Source organism: Streptomyces sp. NPDC002643, from assembly GCF_053592555.1.
This window is the reverse complement of record NZ_JBSFVY010000028.1, coordinates 101,042-123,614: the sequence shown is the minus strand read 5'-3', so window position 1 is coordinate 123,614 and position 22,573 is coordinate 101,042. Positions and strand designations below refer to the sequence as shown.

Annotated in this window: 13 protein-coding genes and 1 pseudogene; 8 read left to right on the top strand and 6 right to left on the bottom strand. The window is 71.4% G+C overall.

Features of this window, described 5'->3' with window-relative positions; all coding sequences use genetic code 11:
• Positions 1-43: 43 nt before the first annotated feature.
• From ACWD4G_RS34095 to ACWD4G_RS34085, 3 genes are all read right to left on the bottom strand, one after another.
• Complete coding sequence (locus tag ACWD4G_RS34095) at positions 44-1,468, bottom strand: aldehyde dehydrogenase family protein (RefSeq protein ID WP_451300399.1); 1,425 nt, start codon at positions 1,466-1,468, stop codon at positions 44-46.
• Positions 1,469-1,705: 237 nt separating this feature from the next.
• Entirely contained in the window at positions 1,706-3,085 is a 1,380-nt protein-coding gene (locus ACWD4G_RS34090; protein WP_451300397.1) for an aldehyde dehydrogenase family protein, read from the bottom strand.
• Positions 3,086-4,183, bottom strand: a complete 1,098-nt coding sequence (locus ACWD4G_RS34085; RefSeq protein ID WP_451300415.1) for a phenazine antibiotic biosynthesis protein — start codon at positions 4,181-4,183, stop codon at positions 3,086-3,088.
• A gap of 279 nt (positions 4,184-4,462) precedes the next feature.
• On the opposite strand from ACWD4G_RS34085, the gene ACWD4G_RS34080 reads away from it, so the two are divergent.
• Together ACWD4G_RS34080 and ACWD4G_RS34075 are read left to right on the top strand one after the other, a co-directional pair.
• A complete protein-coding gene (locus ACWD4G_RS34080) occupies positions 4,463-5,800 on the top strand; it encodes an MFS transporter (RefSeq protein WP_451300395.1) in 1,338 nt (445 codons plus the stop codon).
• Between the two features lie 85 nt (positions 5,801-5,885).
• Positions 5,886-6,944 (top strand): pyridoxal phosphate-dependent aminotransferase, encoded by a 1,059-nt coding sequence (locus ACWD4G_RS34075; RefSeq protein WP_451300393.1) that lies wholly within the window; start codon positions 5,886-5,888, stop codon positions 6,942-6,944.
• Positions 6,945-7,297: 353 nt separating this feature from the next.
• Here ACWD4G_RS34075 and ACWD4G_RS34070 read toward each other — a convergent pair whose 3' ends face one another.
• Positions 7,298-7,957, bottom strand: a complete 660-nt coding sequence (locus tag ACWD4G_RS34070) for an O-methyltransferase (protein ID WP_451300391.1) — start codon at positions 7,955-7,957, stop codon at positions 7,298-7,300.
• Between the two features lie 273 nt (positions 7,958-8,230).
• Between ACWD4G_RS34070 and ACWD4G_RS34065 the strand changes: the two genes are divergently transcribed.
• The 4 genes from ACWD4G_RS34065 to ACWD4G_RS34050 all read left to right on the top strand — a co-directional run bounded on the left by ACWD4G_RS34065 (position 8,231) and on the right by ACWD4G_RS34050 (position 19,034).
• Positions 8,231-9,034: a methyltransferase gene (locus ACWD4G_RS34065; protein ID WP_451300389.1), complete on the top strand. Its 804-nt coding sequence runs from the start codon at positions 8,231-8,233 to the stop codon at positions 9,032-9,034.
• Between the two features lie 365 nt (positions 9,035-9,399).
• Positions 9,400-16,722, top strand: a complete 7,323-nt coding sequence (locus tag ACWD4G_RS34060; RefSeq protein WP_451300387.1) for an SDR family NAD(P)-dependent oxidoreductase — start codon at positions 9,400-9,402, stop codon at positions 16,720-16,722.
• 122 nt (positions 16,723-16,844) lie between these two features.
• Entirely contained in the window at positions 16,845-17,654 is an 810-nt protein-coding gene (locus ACWD4G_RS34055; RefSeq protein ID WP_451300385.1) for an SDR family oxidoreductase, read from the top strand.
• 36 nt (positions 17,655-17,690) lie between these two features.
• Positions 17,691-19,034 carry an MFS transporter gene (locus ACWD4G_RS34050; RefSeq protein ID WP_451300383.1) on the top strand — a complete coding sequence of 448 codons (1,344 nt, stop codon included), beginning with the start codon at positions 17,691-17,693 and terminating at the stop codon, positions 19,032-19,034.
• Between the two features lie 42 nt (positions 19,035-19,076).
• Here the strand turns inward: ACWD4G_RS34050 and ACWD4G_RS34045 are convergent, their stop codons facing one another.
• The gene (locus ACWD4G_RS34045) at positions 19,077-19,778 is read right to left on the bottom strand and encodes a response regulator (protein WP_451300381.1); all 702 of its coding nucleotides are present in this window, start codon (positions 19,776-19,778) and stop codon (positions 19,077-19,079) included.
• 175 nt (positions 19,779-19,953) lie between these two features.
• Positions 19,954-20,415, bottom strand: a complete 462-nt coding sequence (locus ACWD4G_RS34040) for a Crp/Fnr family transcriptional regulator (protein ID WP_451300379.1) — start codon at positions 20,413-20,415, stop codon at positions 19,954-19,956.
• 188 nt (positions 20,416-20,603) lie between these two features.
• On the opposite strand from ACWD4G_RS34040, the pseudogene ACWD4G_RS34035 reads away from it, so the two are divergent.
• Positions 20,604-21,579 (top strand): annotated as a pseudogene (locus tag ACWD4G_RS34035) (universal stress protein).
• A 25-nt stretch (positions 21,580-21,604) separates the two neighbouring features.
• The gene (locus tag ACWD4G_RS34030) at positions 21,605-22,534 is read left to right on the top strand and encodes a universal stress protein (RefSeq protein ID WP_451300377.1); all 930 of its coding nucleotides are present in this window, start codon (positions 21,605-21,607) and stop codon (positions 22,532-22,534) included.
• Positions 22,535-22,573: the final 39 nt, after the last annotated feature.

Below are 22,573 nucleotides of genomic sequence, written 5' to 3'. Positions count from 1 at the left end.
GCCCGGACCAGGTCCGGGCCACCGGGTCAGCGCGGCGCGTGGCTCAGGCCTTACGGACGGACAGCACCTGTGTGTTGGTGTGCTCCAGTACGCCTTCCAGGCCGTTCTCGACACCGAGGCCGGAGGCCTTGTGGCCGCCGAAGGGCACTTCCGGGTCCGGGATCGCCTCCTGGTTGATCCAGACGTTGCCGACCTCGATCCGCATGGCCAGTTCGGCGGCCGCCGCGGCGTCGCGGCTCCATACGGTGGCGCCGAGTCCGTACTCGGAGTCGTTGGCGCGGCGGACGACGTCGTCGACGTCCCGGAACCGCAGCAGGGGGACCACCGGGCCGAACGGCTCCTGGGTGACGATCGCCGCGTCCTCGGCGGGATCGTCCACCACGGTCGGGTGCACGAAGTAGCCGGGGCCCTCGGGGATCGCGCCCTCGACCAGCAACGTGGCGCCGGAACTCACGGTCTCCTTGATCAGGCCGACGACCTTCTCGTACTGCGCGCGGTTCTGGAGGGGGCCCAGCTGGACGCCGTCCTCCAGACCGTTGCCGACCTTGACCGACCGTGCCAGCTCGGCGAATCGCCCCGCGAACGCGTCGTAGACGTCCTCATGCACATAGACCCGTTTGGCGGCGATACAGGACTGACCGCTGTTGCCGAAGCAGGCCCAGAAGACCTGCGGCGCGACCTCGTCCACGTCCACGTCGGGCAGCACGATCGCGGCGTCGTTGCCGCCGAGTTCCAGGGTGACGCGGGAGAGGTTGCGGGCGGCGGAGGCCATGACCTTGCGGCCGGTCGCGCTGGAGCCGACGAAGGCGATCTTGCGGATGCCCGGATGTCCGGTGAGTCTCGGGCCGAGGCTGTCGCCACCGCTGATGACGTTGAGGACGCCGGGGGGTACGACGTCGGCCAGCAGCTCGCCGATGCGCAACGTGGTGAGCGGCGTGTTCGGCGAGGGCTTGAGCACGAGGGCGTTGCCGGCGAGCAGCGCAGGGGCGACCTTCTTGGCGGCGATGGCGACCGGCCAGTTCCACGGCACGATGCCGGCGACGACACCGAGCGGTACGCGGCGCACCCGGATGTGGTGGGTCCCGGTCTCGGTGACCTCGTCGTCCGGGAACTCCATGGCGGCGTGTGCGTCGAGCCAGGTGGCGAAGATCTGGATCTCCATGCGCGCGACGGGCAGCGGCTTGCCCTGCTCGCCGGTGAGCAGTACCGCCAGTTCCTCGCTGTGCGCGCGGACGGTCGCCGCGCAGGCGGCCAGCACGGCGCGACGCTCGTCCACAGTCGTGGAGCCCCAGGTCGCGAAGGCCTGTTGCGCGGCCGAGACGGCGGCGTCCAACTGGGCGTCGGTGGCGTCGGGGACGCGGCCGACGATCTCCTCGGTGGCGGGGTTCAGCACGCCCAGCGGGTCGCCTTCGGCGCCGACGAGCCGACCGCCGATGAGCATGCGATGGGTGGGTTCCGGGTGGGTCACTGACGTCACTTCCCTGATGAGTGGGCGTGTCTCCGGACAGGGGGAGGCGAAGGGAGGGAGACGCGGCGCGAGCGGGCGCGGCACGCGTGCGGGTGCGAAACCGCCGCGCCGGCCGGCCTGCGCACGCGAAATGTCCGCGCCGCCCGGCCGGGCGGCGCGGTTGCGGAGCGCGGAGGCTTCCGGCGGGCACTCGGCCGGACGCGGCCGGGAACGAGCGAAGGCCCACCGCCCGGGTGATCAGCGGACGCAGGCCTTCGTGCGCATCAGGAACGTTTCGAGGTAGTCGTCGTGCGGGATGCCCGCCGGCAGCCAGTGCGTCGGGTGGTCGCCGAGGTAGACGTTGGCGATGCTGGGCTCGCTCATGAGCCGGTCCACCAGCGTCTCGTCGTCGGTGACCGCGGTCAGCACGATGGTGTCCTTGAAGGGATCGATCCCGGCCTCCGGGCTCCACGGCGCCACCCACACACAAGGGAAGCGCAATTCGACGCGGGTCTGCGGGGCATCGGGGCGGGACACCTGGTGCACGGCGGGGCGCAGCGCCGCGGTGCCGTCCCCGAAGTCGTCGACGATCCCGTCGCCGCCCAGCCACGGGGTGGTGCCGGCGGCATGGGTCAGCAGGAGTCGCTCGATCCGGCGGGCATCCTCGATCGGGTGCACGGGCAGCACCGCCTTGGGGTCCTGCGGCGGCAGGCTGGGCATGAGGGCGAGCCGTTCGGCGATCGCCTGTGCCACCGGTGCCGGGTCGCCCTCGACGAACACCGTGCTGGTGTTGATGCACGCGGTACCGGCGTGGCCGCCGACCGAGGAGACGATGGTGTCCAGATAGGACCTCCAGTCGGCGTCCTTCGTGACGAGGAACTTCGACCGTCCCGGCCCCTGCGGCAGCACCGATGCCATCGAGGAGTACTTGCGCACCACGGCGTCGTCGCCGAACACCATCGCCCGGTCCGCGCCCTGCACGATCTCGTCGGCCGTAGTGGTGTCGGTCGGCAGCAGGGCCACATGGTCGGGGCCGAAGCCGGCGTCGCGCAGTGCGGTGATCATCCGGTGCGGGCCGAACGGTTCGCGGCTGGACGGCCGCACCACCACCCGGTAGCCGAGGGCGAGGGACTGCAGCCACAGGGTGTGGGCGTTCGGTGTGTTGCCCGGGGCATGGACGGCGAACACGTCGCCGCGACGGGCCCACACGCCGCCGCCGTGCCGCATGCGCGCGTCCCGCCAGTCGTTGACCGCCCCGGTGGGACGGGCCTCCTGGGTGCTGAGATACATGCGATCCGTGTACGACACGGTGTAGTCGAGGGCCATCTCCGTCGTGACCCGGGGCAGGCCCGCCACCCGGCACACCGCCCGCTGGTACTCCTCGACGGACAGTCCACCGACGGTTTCGGTGGCGAAGGCCCTGCCCGCCCTGGCGATGGCGTCCAGGCGCTGTTCCAGCGGCAGCGGGTCGGCCTTGCGCAGCGCCGATATGGTCCTGGCGACGAAGAGCGAGGGAACCAGACTCAGCTCGGCGAACGGCGCACCATAGATGTCCTTGACGATCTGGATGTCTCGCGACCGGTACGCGCCTTTGGGGCCCAGCGCGTCGATCCGGATGAGGTCGTTCGTCGCGCTCATTTAATAGACCCCCTCAATCACGGCTTCGCCGTCGAAGACCTCGACCGGAGTGACATCCGCCAGGGAATCGCCGGTCTGCCCGCTCGGCCCGGGTACCCGGGTGGCCTCGTCGCGGTCGAGGTTGTTGGGCAGCAGTAAGCTCCGGCTGACGTGGTTGGTCACCACCCGGCCACGGGTGCCGTATTCGACCTGTGCCCCGCTGTCCGGATCGATGACCCGGTAGGTGATGAACGGTGACGGCGGGTCGAAGACGCACTCGCCGGCGTCCTCGGTGACCCGCTGGCCACAGCTGTGCAGCTGCATCGTGCTGCCGAAGAGACCGACGACCGTGACACCGGGAAAGACCTCGTTGCCGAGCAGGTCACGGGTGCTGGCGTCCATGTGCGCGCCGGCCCAGATGACCGCCTTGACCTTGTCCCGCACCAGATCGGTCAACTCGTCGTCGACGGCGAGGCGTTCGAGCATCGGCGGTGTGATGGCGAGGACACCCACATCCTGGCTGCGGAGCAGGCCCCGGGCCTGTTCGAGCAGATGGCCGGCGTAGGCGTCGGCGTCCTGGGCGCGGCCGGAGGCGATGAGTTGCTTGACCCAGCGCGGGTCCATGTCTATCTGGAACACATGCCCGCCACGCTCCGCCGCGAGCCGCGGGTACGCGAAGCCGGCCACGTGCGGCCCGCTGGGAAACATCGTCAGCCAGTTCACGCCCCTCGGCACGCCGTGCGCGTCCAGCTTCGCGTTGAGCCATCCCTGCGTCATGACGAACCAGTCCCGCATCAGAACCACTCGCTTGGGCTGGCCGGTGGTGCCACCGCTCTCGAAGATCCCGCAGACATCCGGCTTCTCGCCGTATCCGCGTGGAATGAGGTCCTCCACGCGCACGTCGCGCAGTTCGTCGCACACGTTCGGGAACAGGGTCAGATCATCGACCCCTTTCACATCGGTCAGCGGGTCGAAATCGAGTGTCTTCGCCCGTGCCAACCAGAAGGGCGACCCGGTCCTGGGGTCGAAGTGCCATCGCATCGCCGCCCTGATGAACTCGCCTGGGTCAGGACCGTCCCCGATGGGGGCGTCGAGAACGGTGTCGATATCGTCGGCCATCATGTCTCCGGTGTCTCGCTGCTGTTGCGGGCCACGCTCAGTGCCGCATTCCAACGCGGAGAGGGTGGTTCGGGAAGGGCGTGTTCCAGTGGGCGGCACGACGGTGCGGCGCCGCTGAGGCGGCGTACCGCGAGGGGCAGGCGCCCGGCTGTGTCGTGCCGCAGGGCGGCACAGGGGCCCATCCGCCGGTGGCTGGAGTACTACAGTCCGCGCTCAGTCCGCCCTGCAGTGTGTGCTGGATCACTGAGTATCCGGGCCTGATCGGAAGCGAGCCGCTCCATGTCCGAGACCACCAGCAATGCCGAACAGGTTGGTGTCAGCGCGTTAAGCACGACCGCCGCACGAAAATCCACCGCGTCGCGGGTCGCCGTGGCGAGCCTCGTCGGCACGGTGATCGAGTACTACGACTTCGCCGTGTACGGTACGGCCGCGGCGCTGGTCCTGGGCCCGGCGTTCTTCCCCTCCGGCAACGCCACGGTGTCCACGCTGGCCGCCTTCCTCACCGTTGCCGCGGCTTTCGTGGCCCGTCCGGTGGGTGTGGTGGTGTTCGGCGGCATCGGCGACCGGCTGGGCCGCAAGCGCGCACTCTTCCTCGCCCTGGTCCTGATGGGCGTGTCCACGGTCGGTGTCGGTCTGCTGCCCACCTACGAGACCGCCGGCCTTGCCGCCCCTGTACTCCTGGTCGTTCTGCGGCTGTTGCAGGGGGTCAGCCTGGGTGGTGAGTGGGGCGGCGCGGTGTTGCTGGCCGCCGAACACGCGCCTCCCGGTCGCCGCGCGCTGTACGCGTCGATCCCGCAGGCCGGTCCGCCGCTCGGCTTTCTGCTGTCCAGCGCGGTGATCCTGCCGACGCTCGCGATCGTGGGCAGGGACGGCTTCGCCGAATGGGCCTGGCGTATCCCGTTCCTGCTGAGCACCGGCCTGATCGTCGTCGGCCTGTGGGTTCGTTCCCGTGTCGCCGAGTCCCCGATCTTCGAGGAGCGGCCCAAGGACGACACCACCGCCCCCCGCTTTCCGCTCGGGGCCTTGGTCAAGGCGTACCCCGGCAGGCTGCTGCTCGGCATGGGCGCGGCGATCGGCGGTTCCTCGGTCTACTATCTGGCCACCGTCTACTGCCTTTCGTACGGGCCTACGGCGCTCGGTATCCCGCAGCCGACGATGCTGACGGCGGCGAGTATCGCCGCGGCGGCGGATGTGCTGGTCACGGTGCCGGTTGCGCTGATGGCCGACCGGATCGGCAGACGGCCGGTGATGATCGCCGGAGCGGTGGGGTGCGTGCTGTGGGCGCTGCCGATGTTCGGCTCCCTGCAGACCCGTGACGCCGTACTCATCACCGGGGCCTTCACCATCGGACTGATCCTGTTCGTGATGATGTTCGCGCCGATGGCGGCGTTCCTGCCGGAGCTGTTCCCGGCCCGGATGCGCTATACCGGGGCCTCGGCGACCTTCATCCTCGCCCTCACCTTCGGCGGTGGCTTCGCCCCGCTGGTGGCCACCTGGCTGACCTCGCACTGGCAGTCGCCGCTCGTCCTCGGTCTCTACTCCGGGCTGTTGTGCCTGGTCAGCCTGGGCTGTCTGCTGGCCCTGCCCGAGACCCGCGACAAGGACTTCAGCGCCTGACGCCCCCTCACCGGGAGACCCCCTCGAAGGGTCCCCGTGCCGCTCCGGCAACACGATTCTCCCTCCCAAGACGGCAGGAGACCTGATGCTCACCAGGACACCGACCGCTCACCTTGTCACCGATGGCTCCCGTCCGCTCCTGCTGCACCGGAGCGAGAACCCCTGGGGTGCGAGCCCCAAGGCGGTGGAGGCGGCACGCGCTGAACTGCTCAGCGTGCACCGCTACCCCGACCCGCGGCACACCGCGCTCATCGACGCCCTCGCCGCTCACTACCGCGTCACCACCGACAGGGTCGCCGTCGGCAACGGGGTGGACGAGCTGATCATGATGCTCGCCCTCGCGCTGCGCGGCATGGGCCGCGCGGTGGTCACCGAGGCCACCTACCAGGGCTATCCGAAGAGCCTGGACGCGGTGGGCCTGCGTGTCGTGCGGGTCCCCCTCGACCACTACCGTGTGGACCCGGCGGCGCTGAGGGAAGAGATGGACAAGGGCGCGGCCCTCGTCTTCGTCTGCAATCCCCACAACCCCACCGGGTCCGTCCTGGACGCCGACGCGGTGAAGAGCCTGTGCGAGACCGCTCGCGCCACCGGCTCGCACATCGTCTTCGACGAGGCGTACGCGGAGTTCGCCGACGACTCCTTCACCTCGGCGCTGCCGTGGGCGCGGGAGGGCGGCGCCGTCAGTGTGCTGCGGACGTTCTCCAAGGCGTACGGTCTCGCCTCCCTGCGCGTGGGTGCGCTGATCGGCGGCCCCGGCGTCGTCTCCGGGATAGAGACCGTGCAGGATGCCATGCCGTACCACGTGAACCGGCTCGCGCAGGCGGCGGCCTGTGCGGCTTTGGCGGACCAGGCATTCCTGGAGCAGACGAGGATCTACACCGCGACGGCGCGCATGACCCTGTGCAGTTGCCTGGACCGGCTCGGCATCACCTACCTGCCCTCGCAGACCAACTTCGTCACCGTGCACCTGCACGGGAGCGCGCCCGAGGTCACCCGCCGGCTGCTCGCCGACAACATCCACGTCCGTGACGCCTCGGACATGGGCATGCCCGGCTGGATGCGGATCTCCGTCGGCACCCCCTCCGACGTCCTCACCCTCGTGCGCCATCTCGAAACCGTCCTCACCTCCGCCGCCGTCCAGTAGGCATCCCGAGGACCGCGACCACCACACACGACGGGCGCCGGAGCCCGGCCTGTTGGACGGGCTCCGGAGGGTCGGACAGGGCGATCGCGGGCCGCGAGCGCAGCGTCTTGACCGACCCGCTCGGCCTGCTGCCGGCGGTGTCGGTCGCCTCGGCCGGTGTCCAGGACGTGGACATGGAAGCGTGAAGTGTCCAGGACGTGGACATGGAAATGGCCGCCCGCGCCCCCGGGTTCAGGGGATTCACCCCCAACCCGAAAGGCTGGACGGTCGAGAGGACCCACGGCTGGTTGATGTTTCACGTGTCGGCGCGGTAGCAAGGGCGGCTCCCCCTCCGCCCGGTGCTACCGCCGCGCCTACTTCTTGCGGGCCAGGTTCAGGCCGTCGCCGATCGGTATCAGCACCTGCTCCACCCGATCGTCCTCGCGGACACGGGCGTTGTACGCGCGGATGCCCTGCACGTTGGTGGCGTTCTCGTCGGGGTCGACGACCTGCCCGTGGTGGAGGGTGTTGTCGGCGAGTATCAGCCCACCGGGCCGTATCCGCGGAACCAACTCCTCCCAGTAGTCGACGTAGTCCTCCTTCTCGGCGTCGACGAAGGCGAGGTCGAACTGCGGCTCCGCCGGCAGCGCACGCAGTGTGTCCAGCGCCGGTCCGAGCTTGAGGGTGATCGTGTCGTCCAGCCCGGCACGCTTCCAGTACCGCTGGGCGACCGACGTCCACTCCTCGCTGATGTCGCACGCCAGCAGCGTGCCGCCTGGCCGTAGCCCACGGGCCAGGCAGATGGCCGAGTAGCCGGTGAAGCTGCCGATCTCCACAGCCTGCTTGGCCCCCGCGATCTGGGCGAGGAGCGTCATGAACGCCCCCTGCTCCGGGCCGATCTGCATGAAATTGTCGTCGGGAAAGAGCTTCTCGGTCTCGACCGCGAGGTCGCAGAGAACCTCGTCCGGCGCGGTGCTGTGCGCCGCCACGTATTCCTGAAGCTTCGGGATGAGGGCTTCCGTTGTCCGTGTCATGCATTCGAGCCTATGGATTCTCAGGTCCGCGGAAATGCCGTGTGCCGCTCTGCGGCACATATAACGGTGGCTGGACGCCTTCCACCACGGGCGCCGCCGATTCCGGCGGTGACGCGCCGCCGTGCCGCCCACCGGCACACGCCCTTCTCGAACCACCCCCCTTCGCGCTGCGATGGCATTTCGACCCCGGGGCCGGATTGCCGTTCCGGCCGGCGCGGGCCAAGACACTCGATTTCCGACCGCTGACCGACGTGTATGAAATACGGGTGAGTTATGAGATCTGAGTACCTGCTGCCGAATGAGTCCCCGGAAACACAGGCGCGGTTCACCGGGTTCGAGGCCACCTATGACGAATGGTCGAGGGCCCGATTGACGGATGTGGGTGTGACCGAGGGGTGGAAGTGCCTGGAGGTGGGCGGCGGCAGCGGTTCGATCGCTCGCTGGCTCGCCCAGCGTGTGGGGACGGGCGGGCAGGTGGTGGTCACCGACCTCGACACCCGCTTCCTGAAAGGCGTCGAGAGCCACAATCTGCACGTTCGCCGGCACGACGTCGTCCGCGACGAGCTGGAAACCGATGCCTTCGATCTGGTCCATGCGCGGCTGGTGCTGATGCACCTGCGCGAGAGGGAGCAGGTGATCGCCCGACTGGTACGGGCGCTGCGCCCGGGCGGCTGGCTGGTACTTGAGGACTACGACATGGAGTACACAGCGGTCCTGGACAGCGCCACCCCGGATGCCTTCACGCTGATCGACAAGGTGTTGCGGGCCGGGACCGAGGCACTGCGCAAAGGCGGGTTCGACCCCGACTGGGGCAGACGACAGTACGCGGCGTTCCGTCGCGCCGGACTGGTCGACGTCGCGGCCGCGGGCCACGTGGGCGCCTGCGGCGCCGACTCGCCCGGTACGGAGGTGTTCCGGGCCTCCTACCGGCTCCTCAGGGACCGGATGATCGACACGGGCGTGATCACGGGTGAGGACCTCGACGCCTGGTTCGCCGCGACGGCCGACCCCTCCTACGCGGTGTTCTCCCCGCTGCTGATCACCACCCGAGGCATGCGCCCCTCCGCTCCCACCTGATCGGCCATGGACGTCGGACGAGCCACTCGCCCGCCCATGGTCCGCCTCTGCCGTGCCGCTCTGCGGCACGGAGGGATGACATATGAATGTTCCAGATCATCTCCTGGCGAACAGTCGGGACCGGCCCGCTCTCCCGCGCCTACACCGTCACACGGGCTCTCGACCGGGTCGGCGCGCCGGAAGAACGCCCCATCCGGCCGGAGCGGCCCTGGCCCGTTCCCACACCACCGGACCAGGACAAAACGCTGAGCGCAGGAAGAGGTTGAGCGAGAAGTCGTGCGCCCCATGGTGATGCCGCGGCTGTCGACGCTCGTCGGCTCCGGCGCTGTTCCCGCCGCGGCCGAGTCAGTGTGAGGAGCCCTCTCATGACCACATCGAGAGAAGAGGCAGGCATGTCCGCGACACACCGTGCCGATCTGATCCGCCCCCTGCCCGAACTGCTGCGTAGGCACGCGGAGTCGCGCGGGACCAAGGTCGCGTACTCCGACGAGCGGCGGGCCGTGACCTACACGGAACTGGAACGTCGTACGGCCCGGCTCGGCGGCCACCTGGTCGCACTCGGCCTGCCCCGGGGCGCGCGGGTGGTGCTTCTGCTGGGCAACCGCGTGGAGATGGTGGAGAGTTACCTCGGCGTCAACCGCGCCGGCTGCGTCGGCGTACCGGTCAACCCGCACTCCTCCGACGCGGAGCTGCGGCACATGCTCGAAGACAGCGACGCCCAGGCGGTGATCACCGACACCGCGCACGTCGACCAGGTGCGTGCGGTGCTGCCGCCCGGCCAACGGCACCTCGTCGTGGTCGGCGGCCACCCGGACGCGGTGTCGTACGAGGACCTGGTCACCCGCGAACCGGCCGTCCCGGCCCGCGACGACCTCGGTCTGGACGAACCGGCCTACCTGCTCTACACCTCGGGCACCACAGGCCGCCCCAAAGGCGTACTCGTCAAGCTGCGCGCCGTGTTGTGGAATGCCGCCACCTGCTACGCCCCGATCATCGGGCTGTCCGAGGCGGACACGGTGCTGTGGCCGCTGCCGCTGTTCCACGCCTTCGGCTACAACCTGGGCGTGATGGCCGTGACCGCGGTCGGCGCCACGGCACATCTGATCACGGGCTTCTCCCCGGCCGAAGTGATCCACGAACTGCGCGCCCGGCCCTACACCTTCCTGGTCGGCGTGCCGACCGTGTACCACAACCTGCTCCAGGCCGCCGAGACGGAAGAACTCACCCTGCCCGCGCTGCGCGTGTGCGTCATCGCCGGCGCGGTCACCTCGGCCACGTTCGCCGAGTCGTTCGAGGCCGCCTTCGGTCTCCAACTCACCGACAACTACGGCTGCTCCGAGATGAGCGGGCCGGTCGCCACCATGCGGCCGGGCGGTGAGAAGGTGCCCGGTTCATGCGGTCTGCCGCTGCCCGGACTTGACCTGCGCGTGGTCGACCCCGACACCGGAGAAGACGTGCCGACCGGCGAGGTCGGCGAGATCTGGGTCAACGGCCCCAACGTGATGCTGGGTTACCACAACCAGCCCGAGGCCACCGCGGAGGTGCTCCGCGACGGCTGGTACCGCACCGGCGACCTCGCCCGCCGGAACGACGCCGGCTACCTCTGGATCACCGGCCGGCGCAACGACGTGATCATCCGCGGCGGGGAGAACGTGCACCCCAGCGAGATCGAGGCCGTACTCGCCCGAGTACCCGGTGTACGCGACGCCGCGGTGACGGGACGAGCGGACGAGGAGTTCGGCCAGGTCCCCGTGGCGGTGGTGGTGCCCGGCCGCGACGGTCCGAACGGGCTCGACTGCGCGGAGCTGTTCGCGCGGTGCCGCCGCGAACTCGCCTATTTCAAGGTCCCGGTGGAGGTCCGCACCGTGTCCGCGCTGCCGAGGACGGCCACGGGCAAGGTCGCGCGCGAGCCGCTGGCCCGGCTGCCCGGCCGACTGCTCGCGGTCGCCGGCACCCACGACGGACTGCACCTCATGGGAGCCGATGGTGAGCCGGCCCCGCTCCCGGGCGGCGAACTGCCCGCGGCCAGTCCGCTCACCGGCCGCGACGTGGCCCTGAAGGGAGACACCGGGGACCTCGCGGACCTGATCGCCCACCACCTCGTGGCCGGTCACGAGGCCCGGTGCGTGGAGCGGAACGGCACGGAGCACGGCGTCACGGTCACCGTCACCGGCTCCACCGTGACGATCGCCGTCGACGATTCCGCTCCCACCACCCTGCTGGTGGCGGAAGGACTGACCGACCACCGGATTCGCTACGCCGTGGACGTCGCGCTCAGCCTCCCGGGCGGCACCCTGGTCGCGGACGCGCGAACGGCGCGGCCCGCCGCGTCGGAGCACCTGCCGGACAGGGCGGACCTGTCCGGGCTCACCGGGGCGGACCTCGGCAGAAGGCTCCTCGACCTCGTCTCGGGCCAGGTGGCTGAGGTGATGGGCGACACCGGTGGCATCGAGCCGGACCGGGCCCTGCGCGAGTACGGGCTCACCTCGGTGGGCGCGGTCCTGCTGCGGGACCGGATCGCCGCCGCCACGGGACTGCGCCTGCCCACGACGCTCGCGTTCGACCATCCCTCGGTGCGGGCGATCGCCGGGTATCTGCGAGGCGAACTCACCGGTTCGCCCCAGCCGACCGCTTCACCCGAGGCCACCGGCTCACCCCAGCCCACCCGTTCACCCCAGCCCCACGCCACGACCCCCGCACCGACCGACGACGATCCCGTGGTGCTGGTGGGCATCGGCTGCCGCTACCCCGGCGGGGTCACGTCTCCCGACGAACTGTGGCGGCTGGTGGCCGACGGGGTCGACGCCATGTCCGAGTTCCCCGACGACCGGGGCTGGGACCTCGACCGGTTGTCCGACCCCGACCCCGACCGCAGCGGCACCTCCCACGCCCGGTGGGGCGGGTTCCTCCGCGAGGTGGCCGACTTCGACCCCGAGTTCTTCGGGATCTCGCCGCGCGAGGCGCTGGCGATGGACCCGCAGCACCGGCTGCTCCTGGAGACCTCCTGGGAAGCGCTGGAGCATGCCGGCATCGACCCGACGTCCCTGCGCGAAGCGCGCGTGGGGGTGTACGCGGGGATGACGAACCAGGACTACGTCACCGACATGGACCGGGCGCCCCGCGAACTGGAGGGCTACGTCGGCACGGCCACCGCCGGCAGCGTCGCCTCCGGGCGGATCGCCTATGTGCTGGGGCTGCGCGCTCCGGCGATCACCATCGACACCGGATGCTCCTCGTCACTGGTGGCCATCAATCTCGCGGTGCAGTCGATCCGCCGGGGCGAGTGCGATCTCGCGCTGGCCGGTGGTGTCACCGTCATGGCGACACCGCAGCGGTTCGTGGAGTTCAGCAGGCAGCGCGGGCTGGCCCAGGACGGGCGGTGCAAGGCGTTCGCCGCGGCGGCGGACGGCACCGGCTGGGGAGAGGGCGCCGGGATGGTCGTACTGGAACGACTGTCCAGCGCCCGCCGCGCCGGGCACCCGGTGCTGGCCGTGATCCGGGGTGCCGCGATGAACCAGGACGGCGCGTCCAACGGCATGACGGCGCCGAGCGGGACGGCACAGCAGCAGGTGATCCGGCTCGCCCTGCGGGACGCCGGCCTGACACCGTCCGAGGTCGACGCGGTCGAGGCGCACGGCACCGGAACCCGGCTCGGCGACCCGATCGAGGCCGGTGCGCTGCTCGCCGCCTACGGGCAGGACCGCGACGCCCCGCTCTGGCTGGGCTCGCTGAAGTCCAACATCGGGCACACCCAGGCCGCGGCCGGTGTCGGCGGCGTGATCAAGATCGTGCAGGCCCTGCGGCACCGCACCCTGCCGAAGACCCTGCACGTGGACGAGCCGTCGCCCCACGTCGACTGGGCGTCCGGAGACGTCCGGCTGCTCACCGAGAGCATGCCGTGGCCCGAGCGGCACCGGCCGCCGCGCGCGGCCGTCTCCTCCTTCGGGATCAGCGGCACCAACGCGCACCTGATCCTGGAGGCACCACCGGAGGAACTCGCACCGTCGCCCACCGCCGAGCCGTCCGCCGTCGCGTGCACGCTGTCCGGCAAGAGCCCCGAGCGGCTGCGGGACTGGGCGGCCCGGCTGCTCCCGGTGGCCGGAGACGTCGCACCGGTGGACCTCGCGCACGCGCTCGCGGTGTCCCGCGGCCACTTCACCCATCGCGCCGTCGTAGTCGGCGGCGACCGCGACGAGTTGTTGTCCGGGATGCGGGCCCTCGCCGAGGGGAAGCCGGCGCGGAACATCGTCTCCGGAGTGTCCGATGTGGATGGAAAGGTGGTGTTCGTCTTCCCGGGGCAGGGCACGCAGTGGGCGGGCATGGCGGCCGGACTGATGGGCGAACGGGTATTCGCCGAATCCATCGAGGCCTGTGAGCGCGCGCTCAAGCCCCACGTGGACTGGTCGCTCACCGAGGTGCTGGCCGGCGGCACCGACCGGCTGGAGCGGGTGGACATCGTGCAGCCCGCGCTGTTCGCGGTGATGGTGTCGCTGGCCGCCCTGTGGCGCTCCCGTGGCGTCGAACCGGACGCGGTGCTCGGCCACTCCCAGGGCGAGCTGGCCGCCGCGTGCGTCGCGGGCGCGTTGACGGTGGAGGAGGCCGCCCGCGTCGTCGCGGTGCGCAGCAAGGTCATCGCCGAGCTCGGCATCGGTGCCGGCATGGCGTCGGTGACCGCGTCGCGCGCACAGCTGGACTGGCTGCTGGAACGCTGGCCGGACCAGCTCTGGATCGCCGCGCTCAACGGCCCCTCCACCACCGTGGTCGCCGGTGACGACCTGGCGATCAACGGGCTCCTCGCCGAATGCGCGCTGGACGGCGTGCACGCCCGCCGCATCCGCGTCGGCTACGCCTCCCACTGCCCGAAGGTGGAGGCACTGCGGGACGAACTGCTGGCCCGCCTGGGGGAGGTGCACACCAGCGGGCCGTCGGTGCCGATGTACTCCACCGTGGACCTGGACTGGGTCGGCGACTCCACGCTGACCGGCGCGTACTGGTATCGCAACCTCCGTCGGCCCGTGCGGTTCCAGCCGGCCGTCGAACATCTCGTCGACCAGGGTTTCCGGGTCTTCGTGGAGTCCAGCTCGCACCCGGTGCTGACCTCCTCGGTCGAGCAGACGCTGGAGGACAGCGGCACGACCGGGGTCGTCACCGAAACCCTGCGCCGCGACGACGGTGGCCCCACACGGTTCCTGATGTCCGCCGCGCGGCTGTACACGCGAGGGATGGACGGCGTGAACCTCGCCACCGGCGCCGGGCGGCCGGTACCGCTGCCGACCACCCCGTTCCGGCGCCGGCGGTTCTGGCTCACGACAGCCTCCTCGCCCAGGACGAGCACGGGCCACCCGCTGCTCGGCACATGGGTCGAATCCGCCCGCAGCGGCGCCTTCGTGGCCTCCAGCCGTATCTCGCCGGCCGAACAGCCGTGGCTGGCCGACCACGCGGTGAACGGAACCTGCGTCCTGCCCGGCACCGCGCTGCTGGACCTCGCCCTGCGCGCCGCGCGCGGCTCCGGAGGCACCGGACTCGGCGAACTGGTCATCGAGGCGCCCCTGATGCTGTCCCAGCAGGGCACGGCGGAGCTTCAGGTCGTGGCGGACCCGAAGCGGCGTACGGTCGAGGTGTTCAGCAGGCCGGAACAGCCCGGCAGCCAGTGGCGACGTCATGCGCAGGGCACGATCGACGACACCCGCGACGAGCCGTTCGCCGGGGAACTGCCCCCCGCCGACGCCGAGGAGATCGACTTCGACTACGCCTCGCTGGCCGAGCGCGGCTACGAGTTCGGTCCGGCGTTCAGGGCCGTACGCAGGCTGTGGCGGCGAGGCGAGGACCTGTTCGCCGAGCTGCGGCTGCCCGAGGAGGCACCCGGCGGATTCGCCGGCACCGGACTGCACCCCGTGCTCGGCGACGCCGCCCTGCACGGCCGCGCCCTGACCCAACCGCTACCGGACGGCCACGTCGCACTGCCGTTCGTGTGGCACGACGTATGGGCCGGCGACGCACACACTACCCACGCGTACGCCCATGTGACACCCAGCGGCCGGGACGAGTCCACCGTGACCCTCACCACCGGCGAGCGCGAACCGCTCTTCAGGGCAACCCTCGGCACACGTACGGTGGCCCTGCGCGAGCTGACGGGCGCGTTGCCGACGGATTCGGTGTACCGGACCCGGTGGACCGAACTCGCCCGCCCGGTGGCCGCACCCGCACCGAAATGGGCGCTGCTGGGGACCGACCACCTCGGTGTGACCGCCGACCCGGTCGATCCGGCCGATGCCGAGGCGGTCGTCTGCACTCCGGTGCCCGTGGACGTCAGGGGAGCGACGCTGGACACGCTGTCCCACGTCCAGCACTGGCTGGCGGCCGACCGCCCGGCCGGCGTCCCGCTCGTCGTGCTGACCCGCAGCGACGACCTGGCCCACGCCGCGGCGCGTGGCCTGGTGCGGTCGGCGCAGTCCGAGCACCCCGGACGGTTCCTGCTCGTCGAGACGGACGACGACCCACGCTCCTCGGCACGGCTGGCCGACGCGGTGGCCGCCGGACAGCCGCACATACGGATCAGCTCGGGACAGCTCCAGACGCCGCGACTGGCGCGTGCCACGCCGGCGCGGAACCCCCGACCGGACCTCGGCGACGGCACCGTGCTGATCACCGGCGGCACCGGCACGCTCGGATCGCTGCTGGCGAAGCACCTGGTGACCGCGTACGGGGTCCGCAGCCTCCTGCTCACCAGTCGCAGCGGGGCGCGGAACGCCGACCCGGTCATCACGGCGCTGAAAGAGCTGGGCGCCGAGGTCGCCGTCGCCGCCTGCGACGTCGCCGACCGGGACGGCCTCGCCGCCGCCCTCGACCTCGTGCCCGCCCGGTATCCGCTGGTCGCGGTCGTGCACGCGGCCGGGGTACTCGCGGACGGTGTGGTGACCGGGCTGACCGCCGCCCAGGTGGAGCGGGTGATGCGCCCCAAGGTCGACGGCGTGCTGAACCTCCACGAACTGACCAAGGACAACAAGCTGGCGGCCTTCGTGATGTTCTCCTCGGTCGCCGGGGTGTTCGGCAGCGCGGGGCAGGGCAACTACGCCGCCGCGAACGCGTTCCTGGACGCCTTCGCCGAACGCCGCAGGGCCGACGGGCTGCCCGCGCACTCCCTGGCGTGGAGCATGTGGGAGGAGATCTCCGGTATGACCGAGGTGCTGCGGGAGACCGTCCGGGACGGCAGCTCTCCCGACGGCACCCTGCCCATGCCCACCGACTTCGCGCTGGCCCTGTTCGACGAGGCGCTGCGGCAGGACGACACGGCACTCACCCTCGCCAGGTTCGACCTCGCCGGGCTGCGTACCCGTGGGGCGCCCCCGCTGCTGCGCGGTCTGGTGCCCGCCGCACCGGCCGCCTCCGCACCCGCCGTCCGACTGAGCGACCTGGCCCCGGCCGAGCGGGCCGCGCGCCTCCTGGCCGAGGTGCGTGCCGCCGCCGCCGAACTGCTCGGCCACCAGGACGCCGACGCACTGCCCCCGGACCGCACTCTGAACGAGTTCGGGCTGGACTCCCTGACCGCGGTCGAACTCCGCAACCGGCTGAGCACCCTCACCGGGCTGCGGCTGCCCGCCACGTTCGTGTTCGACCACCCCACACCCCGGGACCTGGCCGACCACCTCCACCGGGCACTGGACACCCCGGCGGAGACGAGCGCCTGACGCGGCCGTGGCCCGACCGCCCGGGCCGCCCCGTCACCGGCGCACCGCCGGCGAACCCCCCGGCAGAACCCGGCAATTCCCTGAAACTCCCGGTAATTCCCTTGAACACGGTGGAGGTTGCGATGTCCCCACACACGACGGGCCTGGCCGGACTACGGGTCATGGTGACCGGCGCGGCCGGCGGCCTCGGCCGGGCCATGGCCAAGGCCCTGCACACGGCGGGCGCGCACCTGGTGCTGACCACCCGGGACGCCGACTCGCTGCCCAGGGCCGCCGCCGGTCTCGACCGGGGCCCCGAGGTCGTCACGGCCGCCGCCGACGTCACCAACGACGCCGAGCTGATCAAAGCCGTCCGGCTGGCCGACGAACGGCTCGGCGGTATCGACGTCCTGGTCAACAACGCCGGGGTGCCCGGACCGGTGGGACCCGCCTGGGAGAACGACTCGGCCGAGTGGTGGCGCGCCGTGGAGGTCAACCTCGGTGGCGCGCTGGCGGCGTGCAGGGCGGTGGTGCCGGGCATGATCGAGCGCGGCCGGGGGAGGGTCGTCACCATCTCCAGCCACGCGGGCCACACCCGCTGGCCCTACGTCAGCGCGTACTCGGTGTCCAAGGCGGCCGCGAACAAGCTGACCGAGAACCTGGCCATCGAACTGCTGCCGCACGGGATCACCGCGTTCAGCTACCACCCGGGGATCGTGGACGTCGGCCTCGGCGCGCTCACGACCGGCGAGCGGGAGACCGAGGACCCGTGGCAGCGCCGTATCGACTCCTGGCTCGACTCACAGCGCCGGGACGGCAAATACACGCCGGTCGACGAGGCGCTCGCCAACCTCCTGCGGCTGATCGGCGGCGAGGCCGACATCCTCACCGGCCGCTACCTCACCTTCGAGGACGACTTCGCGGCCCTCACCGCGGCCACCGGCCGCACCTGACCCACACCCGGACCCACATCGGAAGCGAGCCGCTCCATGTCCGAGACCGTCAGAAACACCGAACTCCTGACTGCCGCCCCGAGTACGGCAGCCCCCGCCCGGAAATCCACCGCGTCGCGGGTCGCCGTGGCGAGCCTCGTCGGCACGGTGATCGAGTACTACGACTTCGCCGTGTACGGTACGGCCGCGGCGCTGGTCCTGGGCCCGGCGTTCTTCCCTTCCGGCAACGCCACGGTGTCCACGCTGGCCGCCTTCCTCACCGTTGCCGCGGCTTTCGTGGCCCGTCCGGTGGGTGTGGTGGTGTTCGGCGGCATCGGCGACCGGCTGGGCCGCAAGCGCGCACTCTTCCTCGCCCTGGTCCTGATGGGTGTCTCGACGGTCGGTGTCGGTCTGCTGCCCACCTACGAGACCGCCGGTCTCGTCGCTCCCGTGCTCCTGGTCGTTCTGCGCCTGCTGCAGGGCGTCAGCATGGGCGGTGAGTGGGGCGGAGCCGTACTGCTGGCCGCCGAACACGCGCCCCCCGGTCGCCGCGCCCTGTACGCGTCGATCCCGCAGGTCGGCGCCCCGCTCGGTTTCCTGCTGTCCAGCGCGGTGATCCTGCCGACGCTCGCGATTGTGGGCAGGGACGGCTTCGCCGAATGGGCCTGGCGTATCCCGTTCCTGCTGAGTACGGGGCTGATCGTCGTAGGGCTCTGGGTCCGTGCGCGGATCGCGGAGTCGCCGATCTTCGAGGAGCGGTCCGAGAGTGACACCGCCGAGGCCGCTCCCCGTTTTCCGTTGGGTGCGCTGGTGAAGGCGTACCCCGGCAGGCTGCTGCTGGGCATGGGCGCGGCGATCGGCGGGGCTTCGGTCTACTACCTGGCGACCGTCTACAGCCTTTCGTACGGGCCTACGGCGCTCGGTATCCCGCAGCCGACGATGCTGACGGCGGCGAGTATCGCCGCGGCGGCGGATGTGCTGGTCACGGTGCCGGTTGCGCTGATGGCCGACCGGATCGGCAGACGGCCGGTGATGATCGCCGGAGCGGTGGGGTGTGCCCTGTGGGCGCTGCCGATGTTCGGCTCCCTGCAGACCCGTGACGCCGTGCTGATCACCGGGGCGTTCACCATCGGGCTCGTGCTGTTCGCCATGGTGTTCGCGCCGATGGCGGCGTTCCTGCCGGAGCTGTTCCCGGCGCGGATGCGCTATACCGGGGCCTCGGCGACCTTCATCCTCGCCCTCACCTTCGGCGGTGGCTTCGCCCCGCTGGTGGCCACCTGGCTGACCTCGCACTGGCAGTCGCCGCTCGTCCTCGGTCTCTACTCCGGGCTGTTGTGCCTGGTCAGCCTGGGCTGTCTGCTGGCCCTGCCCGAGACCCGCGACAAGGACTTCAGCGCCTGACGCCCCTCACCCCGAAAGACTTCGTCACGTGGGCGCCGGCGGTCACCTCGTGGGGCGGTCGCCGGTGTCCGACGGGTCCAGCTGGGAGGCGAGGACCGCGGCCTGGACCCGGCGTTGGACACCGAGCTTGGCCAGCAGCCGGGAGATGTGGTTCTTGACGGTCTTCTCCGACAGATAGAGCTTGTCACCGATCTCGCGGTTGGTCAGCCCGTCGCCGATCAGGGCCAGGATGTCCCGCTCACGGGGCGACAGACTCGCCAGCTCGGGTGCGACACGGGGGGTGTCGGCGGGGTCGGCGCGCAGCGAGCGCATCAGCCGGGCCGTGGTCGCCGGGTCCAGCATCGACTGGCCCGAGGCGACCGTCCGCACCGCCGAGACCAGGTCGGAGCCCCTGATCTGCTTGAGGACATAGCCCGAGGCCCCGGCCATGATGGCGTCCAGCAGCGCGTCCTCGTCGTCGAACGACGTCAGCATCAGACAGGCCAGCTCCGGCATCCGGCTGCGCAGCTCCCGGCAGACCGAGATGCCGTCGCCGTCCGGGAGGCGTACGTCGAGCACCGCCACATGGGGGCGCAGCGCCGGGGCGCGGACGAGGGCGTGCTCCACGCTGTCGGCGTCGCCGACCACCGAGATGTCCGGTTCGGAGTCGAGGAGGTCGGTGATGCCACGCCGTACGACCTCGTGGTCGTCCAGCAGGAACACGCGGATCGGGTCCCGCTCCGTGAAGCTGCGTGTCTCGGTCATGACGACCCCTCGGTCCCGGTGGCGTACGGAGCGCGGACCGCCCCTGGTGACGATCCTCGCTCGCCGCGCCGGGACGCACCAGGGCCGATCGGCCCTACTCGGCCACGCGACGGCGACGCGACAGCCACGCGGCACCACACGATGCCTTCCGGCCCGCTCGGTCTCACGGTCTCGGTCAGTGGCCGCCGGCGCCGTAGGGGGCGTACAGGTCCAGCAGCCGGGTCCGGGCGCAACGCAGACGATGGGCGAGGACGTCACCCACCCACCGGGTGACGGCGTGGCCCAGGGCCGGGTCCTCCTGGCACATCAGGAGGACGGCGGTGGCGTCGAACTCGTACGCCCGCACCGGTGTCGCCGCCTCGGCGCCCAGATGCCAGACGTGCGGGGAGAACAGCCAGGACCAGCCGATGAGTTCATTGGGCCGGAGCGCCTCGATGACGGCGGCGCGACGGCCGGGTACGTGCATGTCCAGCTCGACCGTGCCCGTACGGATGATCCAGAACCGATCGGCCCGGCCGCCCTCCTCGAACAGGCGCGTCCCCTGCGGGAACGCCACCTCGCGGGCGACGCGCATCAGCCGCTGCCGGTGTTCGGCGGGTAGTGCGCGCGGCATGCTGGGAGCGGGCGTGGTGATCATGGCGTGCCTCCCGACGGGTAGAGGGCTTCCACGACCAGCGTCCCCCCACCGCCGACGTACTCCCATGGGCCGACCGGCCCTCGGCAGGGACCGTGCGGCCCCTGTCGGGCGCCCGGCGGGGAGAACACGCTCAAGGTGGGCACCCGATGAGGGCCCCGGACGCCGTCCCCGACCCCGAGGTGGAGATCATGAACCGTACCGTCACGTCGGTCTCGACGGCTCTTCGGAGAGCCTGGCCGCGGCCTGGGGGTACCTCCCACGCCCTTTAGGCAGTGGCGGAGGGGGGCCCGCGAGGCGCGGTTGCTGGGTCTGCCGCTGAAGCTGGCGCAGGTGTGGGAGCCGGTCCCGGAGCCCATCGGGCAGGCACCGCTACTCGGCGCGGAGACCCTTCAGCACTGGACCGAGCGGAGCGAGACGGGGGTACCTCCGGCCGAAGGCTGGGGGAGGATTCCCCGTGAGGCCGCCGAGGGCATCCGTCTGCGCCACCCCGGCCTGGAGGTGAGCACGGAGCAGCTGTCCGGACGCCCCTGCGAGGTGTTGACGGCGGAGGCGATCCGCGCCGAACTGCTGGTACTCGGCTCCCGAGGGCTGAGCGGTATCGGCGGATTCATGGTCGGCTCGGTCGGGCTGGCGGTCGTGGCACACGCCGAGCGGCCGGTCGTCCTGGTGCGCGCCGGCGAGATGGCCGCCGACGAGCACGAGATGGACCCGGCCGGCATCCCCTCCGCCGCCACCCGGTTCCGGCCCGTCCTCCTCGGACTCGACACCGACAGCCCCGACGAGTCGCTGATCGAGTTCGCGTTCGCCGCGGCCACCCGCCGGAACACCTCCCTGCGGGTCGTCCACGGCTGGAACCCGCCCCCGTACTACGCCTACGGCCTCGCCGCCGACCTCGAACTCCACCGCGAGCTGGCCCGTCGCGAGACCGGCGCCCTGACTCAGGTGCTGCGACCATGGCGGGAGAAGCACCTGGACGTCGAGGTCACCGAGGAGTCCCCCTACGGCACGCCCGGCAGCCACCTCGTCGACGCCTTCCGGGCCGCTTCCCTGGTAGTCGTGGGCCGCCGAATCCGCCGCAACCCGTTCGGCACCCACATCGGACCCGTCACCCACACCGTGCTGCACCACTCCACCGCCCCCGTCGCCGTCGTCCCGCACAACTGAGGCGAGAACCCGAGGAGTTGACCCCATGAAGGCAGCGACCGTACGAGCGGGTGCGACGGATCTCCCGATCGTCGTCGGCGTCGACGGTTCCGAGCCGAGTCTGCGGGCCGTGGACTGGGCGGCCGACGAGGCCGCGCTGCGCGGGGCGCCACTGAGGCTGGTGTACGCCTCGCTGTGGGAGCGCTACGAGGGTGCCGCGCTCGCCGAGGACCTGGGGAAGCCGAGCGAGCGCCTGCTGGCCGAGGACATCCTGGAGGACGCGGCCGCACGGGCCCGCCGCCGCAGCGCCGAGGTGAAGGCCACCACCGATGTGCTGGCCGAGGAGCCCGACTACACCCTGCTGCGGGAGAGCCGCCACGCCTCCCTGCTGGTCACCGGCACCCGGGGCCGAGGCGCCGTCACCGAGGCGCTGCTCGGCTCGGTGAGCCTGACGGTGGCCGCGCACGCGCACTGCCCGATGGTCGTCGTGGGCGGCCACGACCAGCAGGCCCCACCCGCCCCGTACGGCCGGATCGTCGTCGGTGCCGGCGGCGGGCCCGGGACCGTCGACGGGGCCGAGGAGAGGCCGACGAGCGCGGCGGCGGTGCGCTTCGCCTTCGAGGAGGCCCGGCGACGCGGGGCCGAGGTCGAGGCCGTACGCGCCTGGCGGTCCCCCGCGCACGAGACCACCGACCACCCTCTGCTGTCCGGGGAACCCGCACGGCTCCACGAGCGACGGGCCGCCGAGGTACTGGAGGCGGCGCTCCGGGACGCCCCCGCCGATGTCGTCCTCCACCGCCGTACCGCCGAGGGCCAGGCCCGGACCGTACTGGCCGACGCCTCCCGCGACGCCGACCTCCTCGTCGTGGGGGCCAGACGGCGGCAGCGGTTCTTCGGGCTTCAGCTCGGCCGGGTGACGCACGGTGTGCTGCACCACTCCGCCTGCCCGGTCGTGATCGTGCCCGAGCAGGGGTGAGCGCGATGCGTGGCCGTTCCATGACCGATGAGTTCCGGA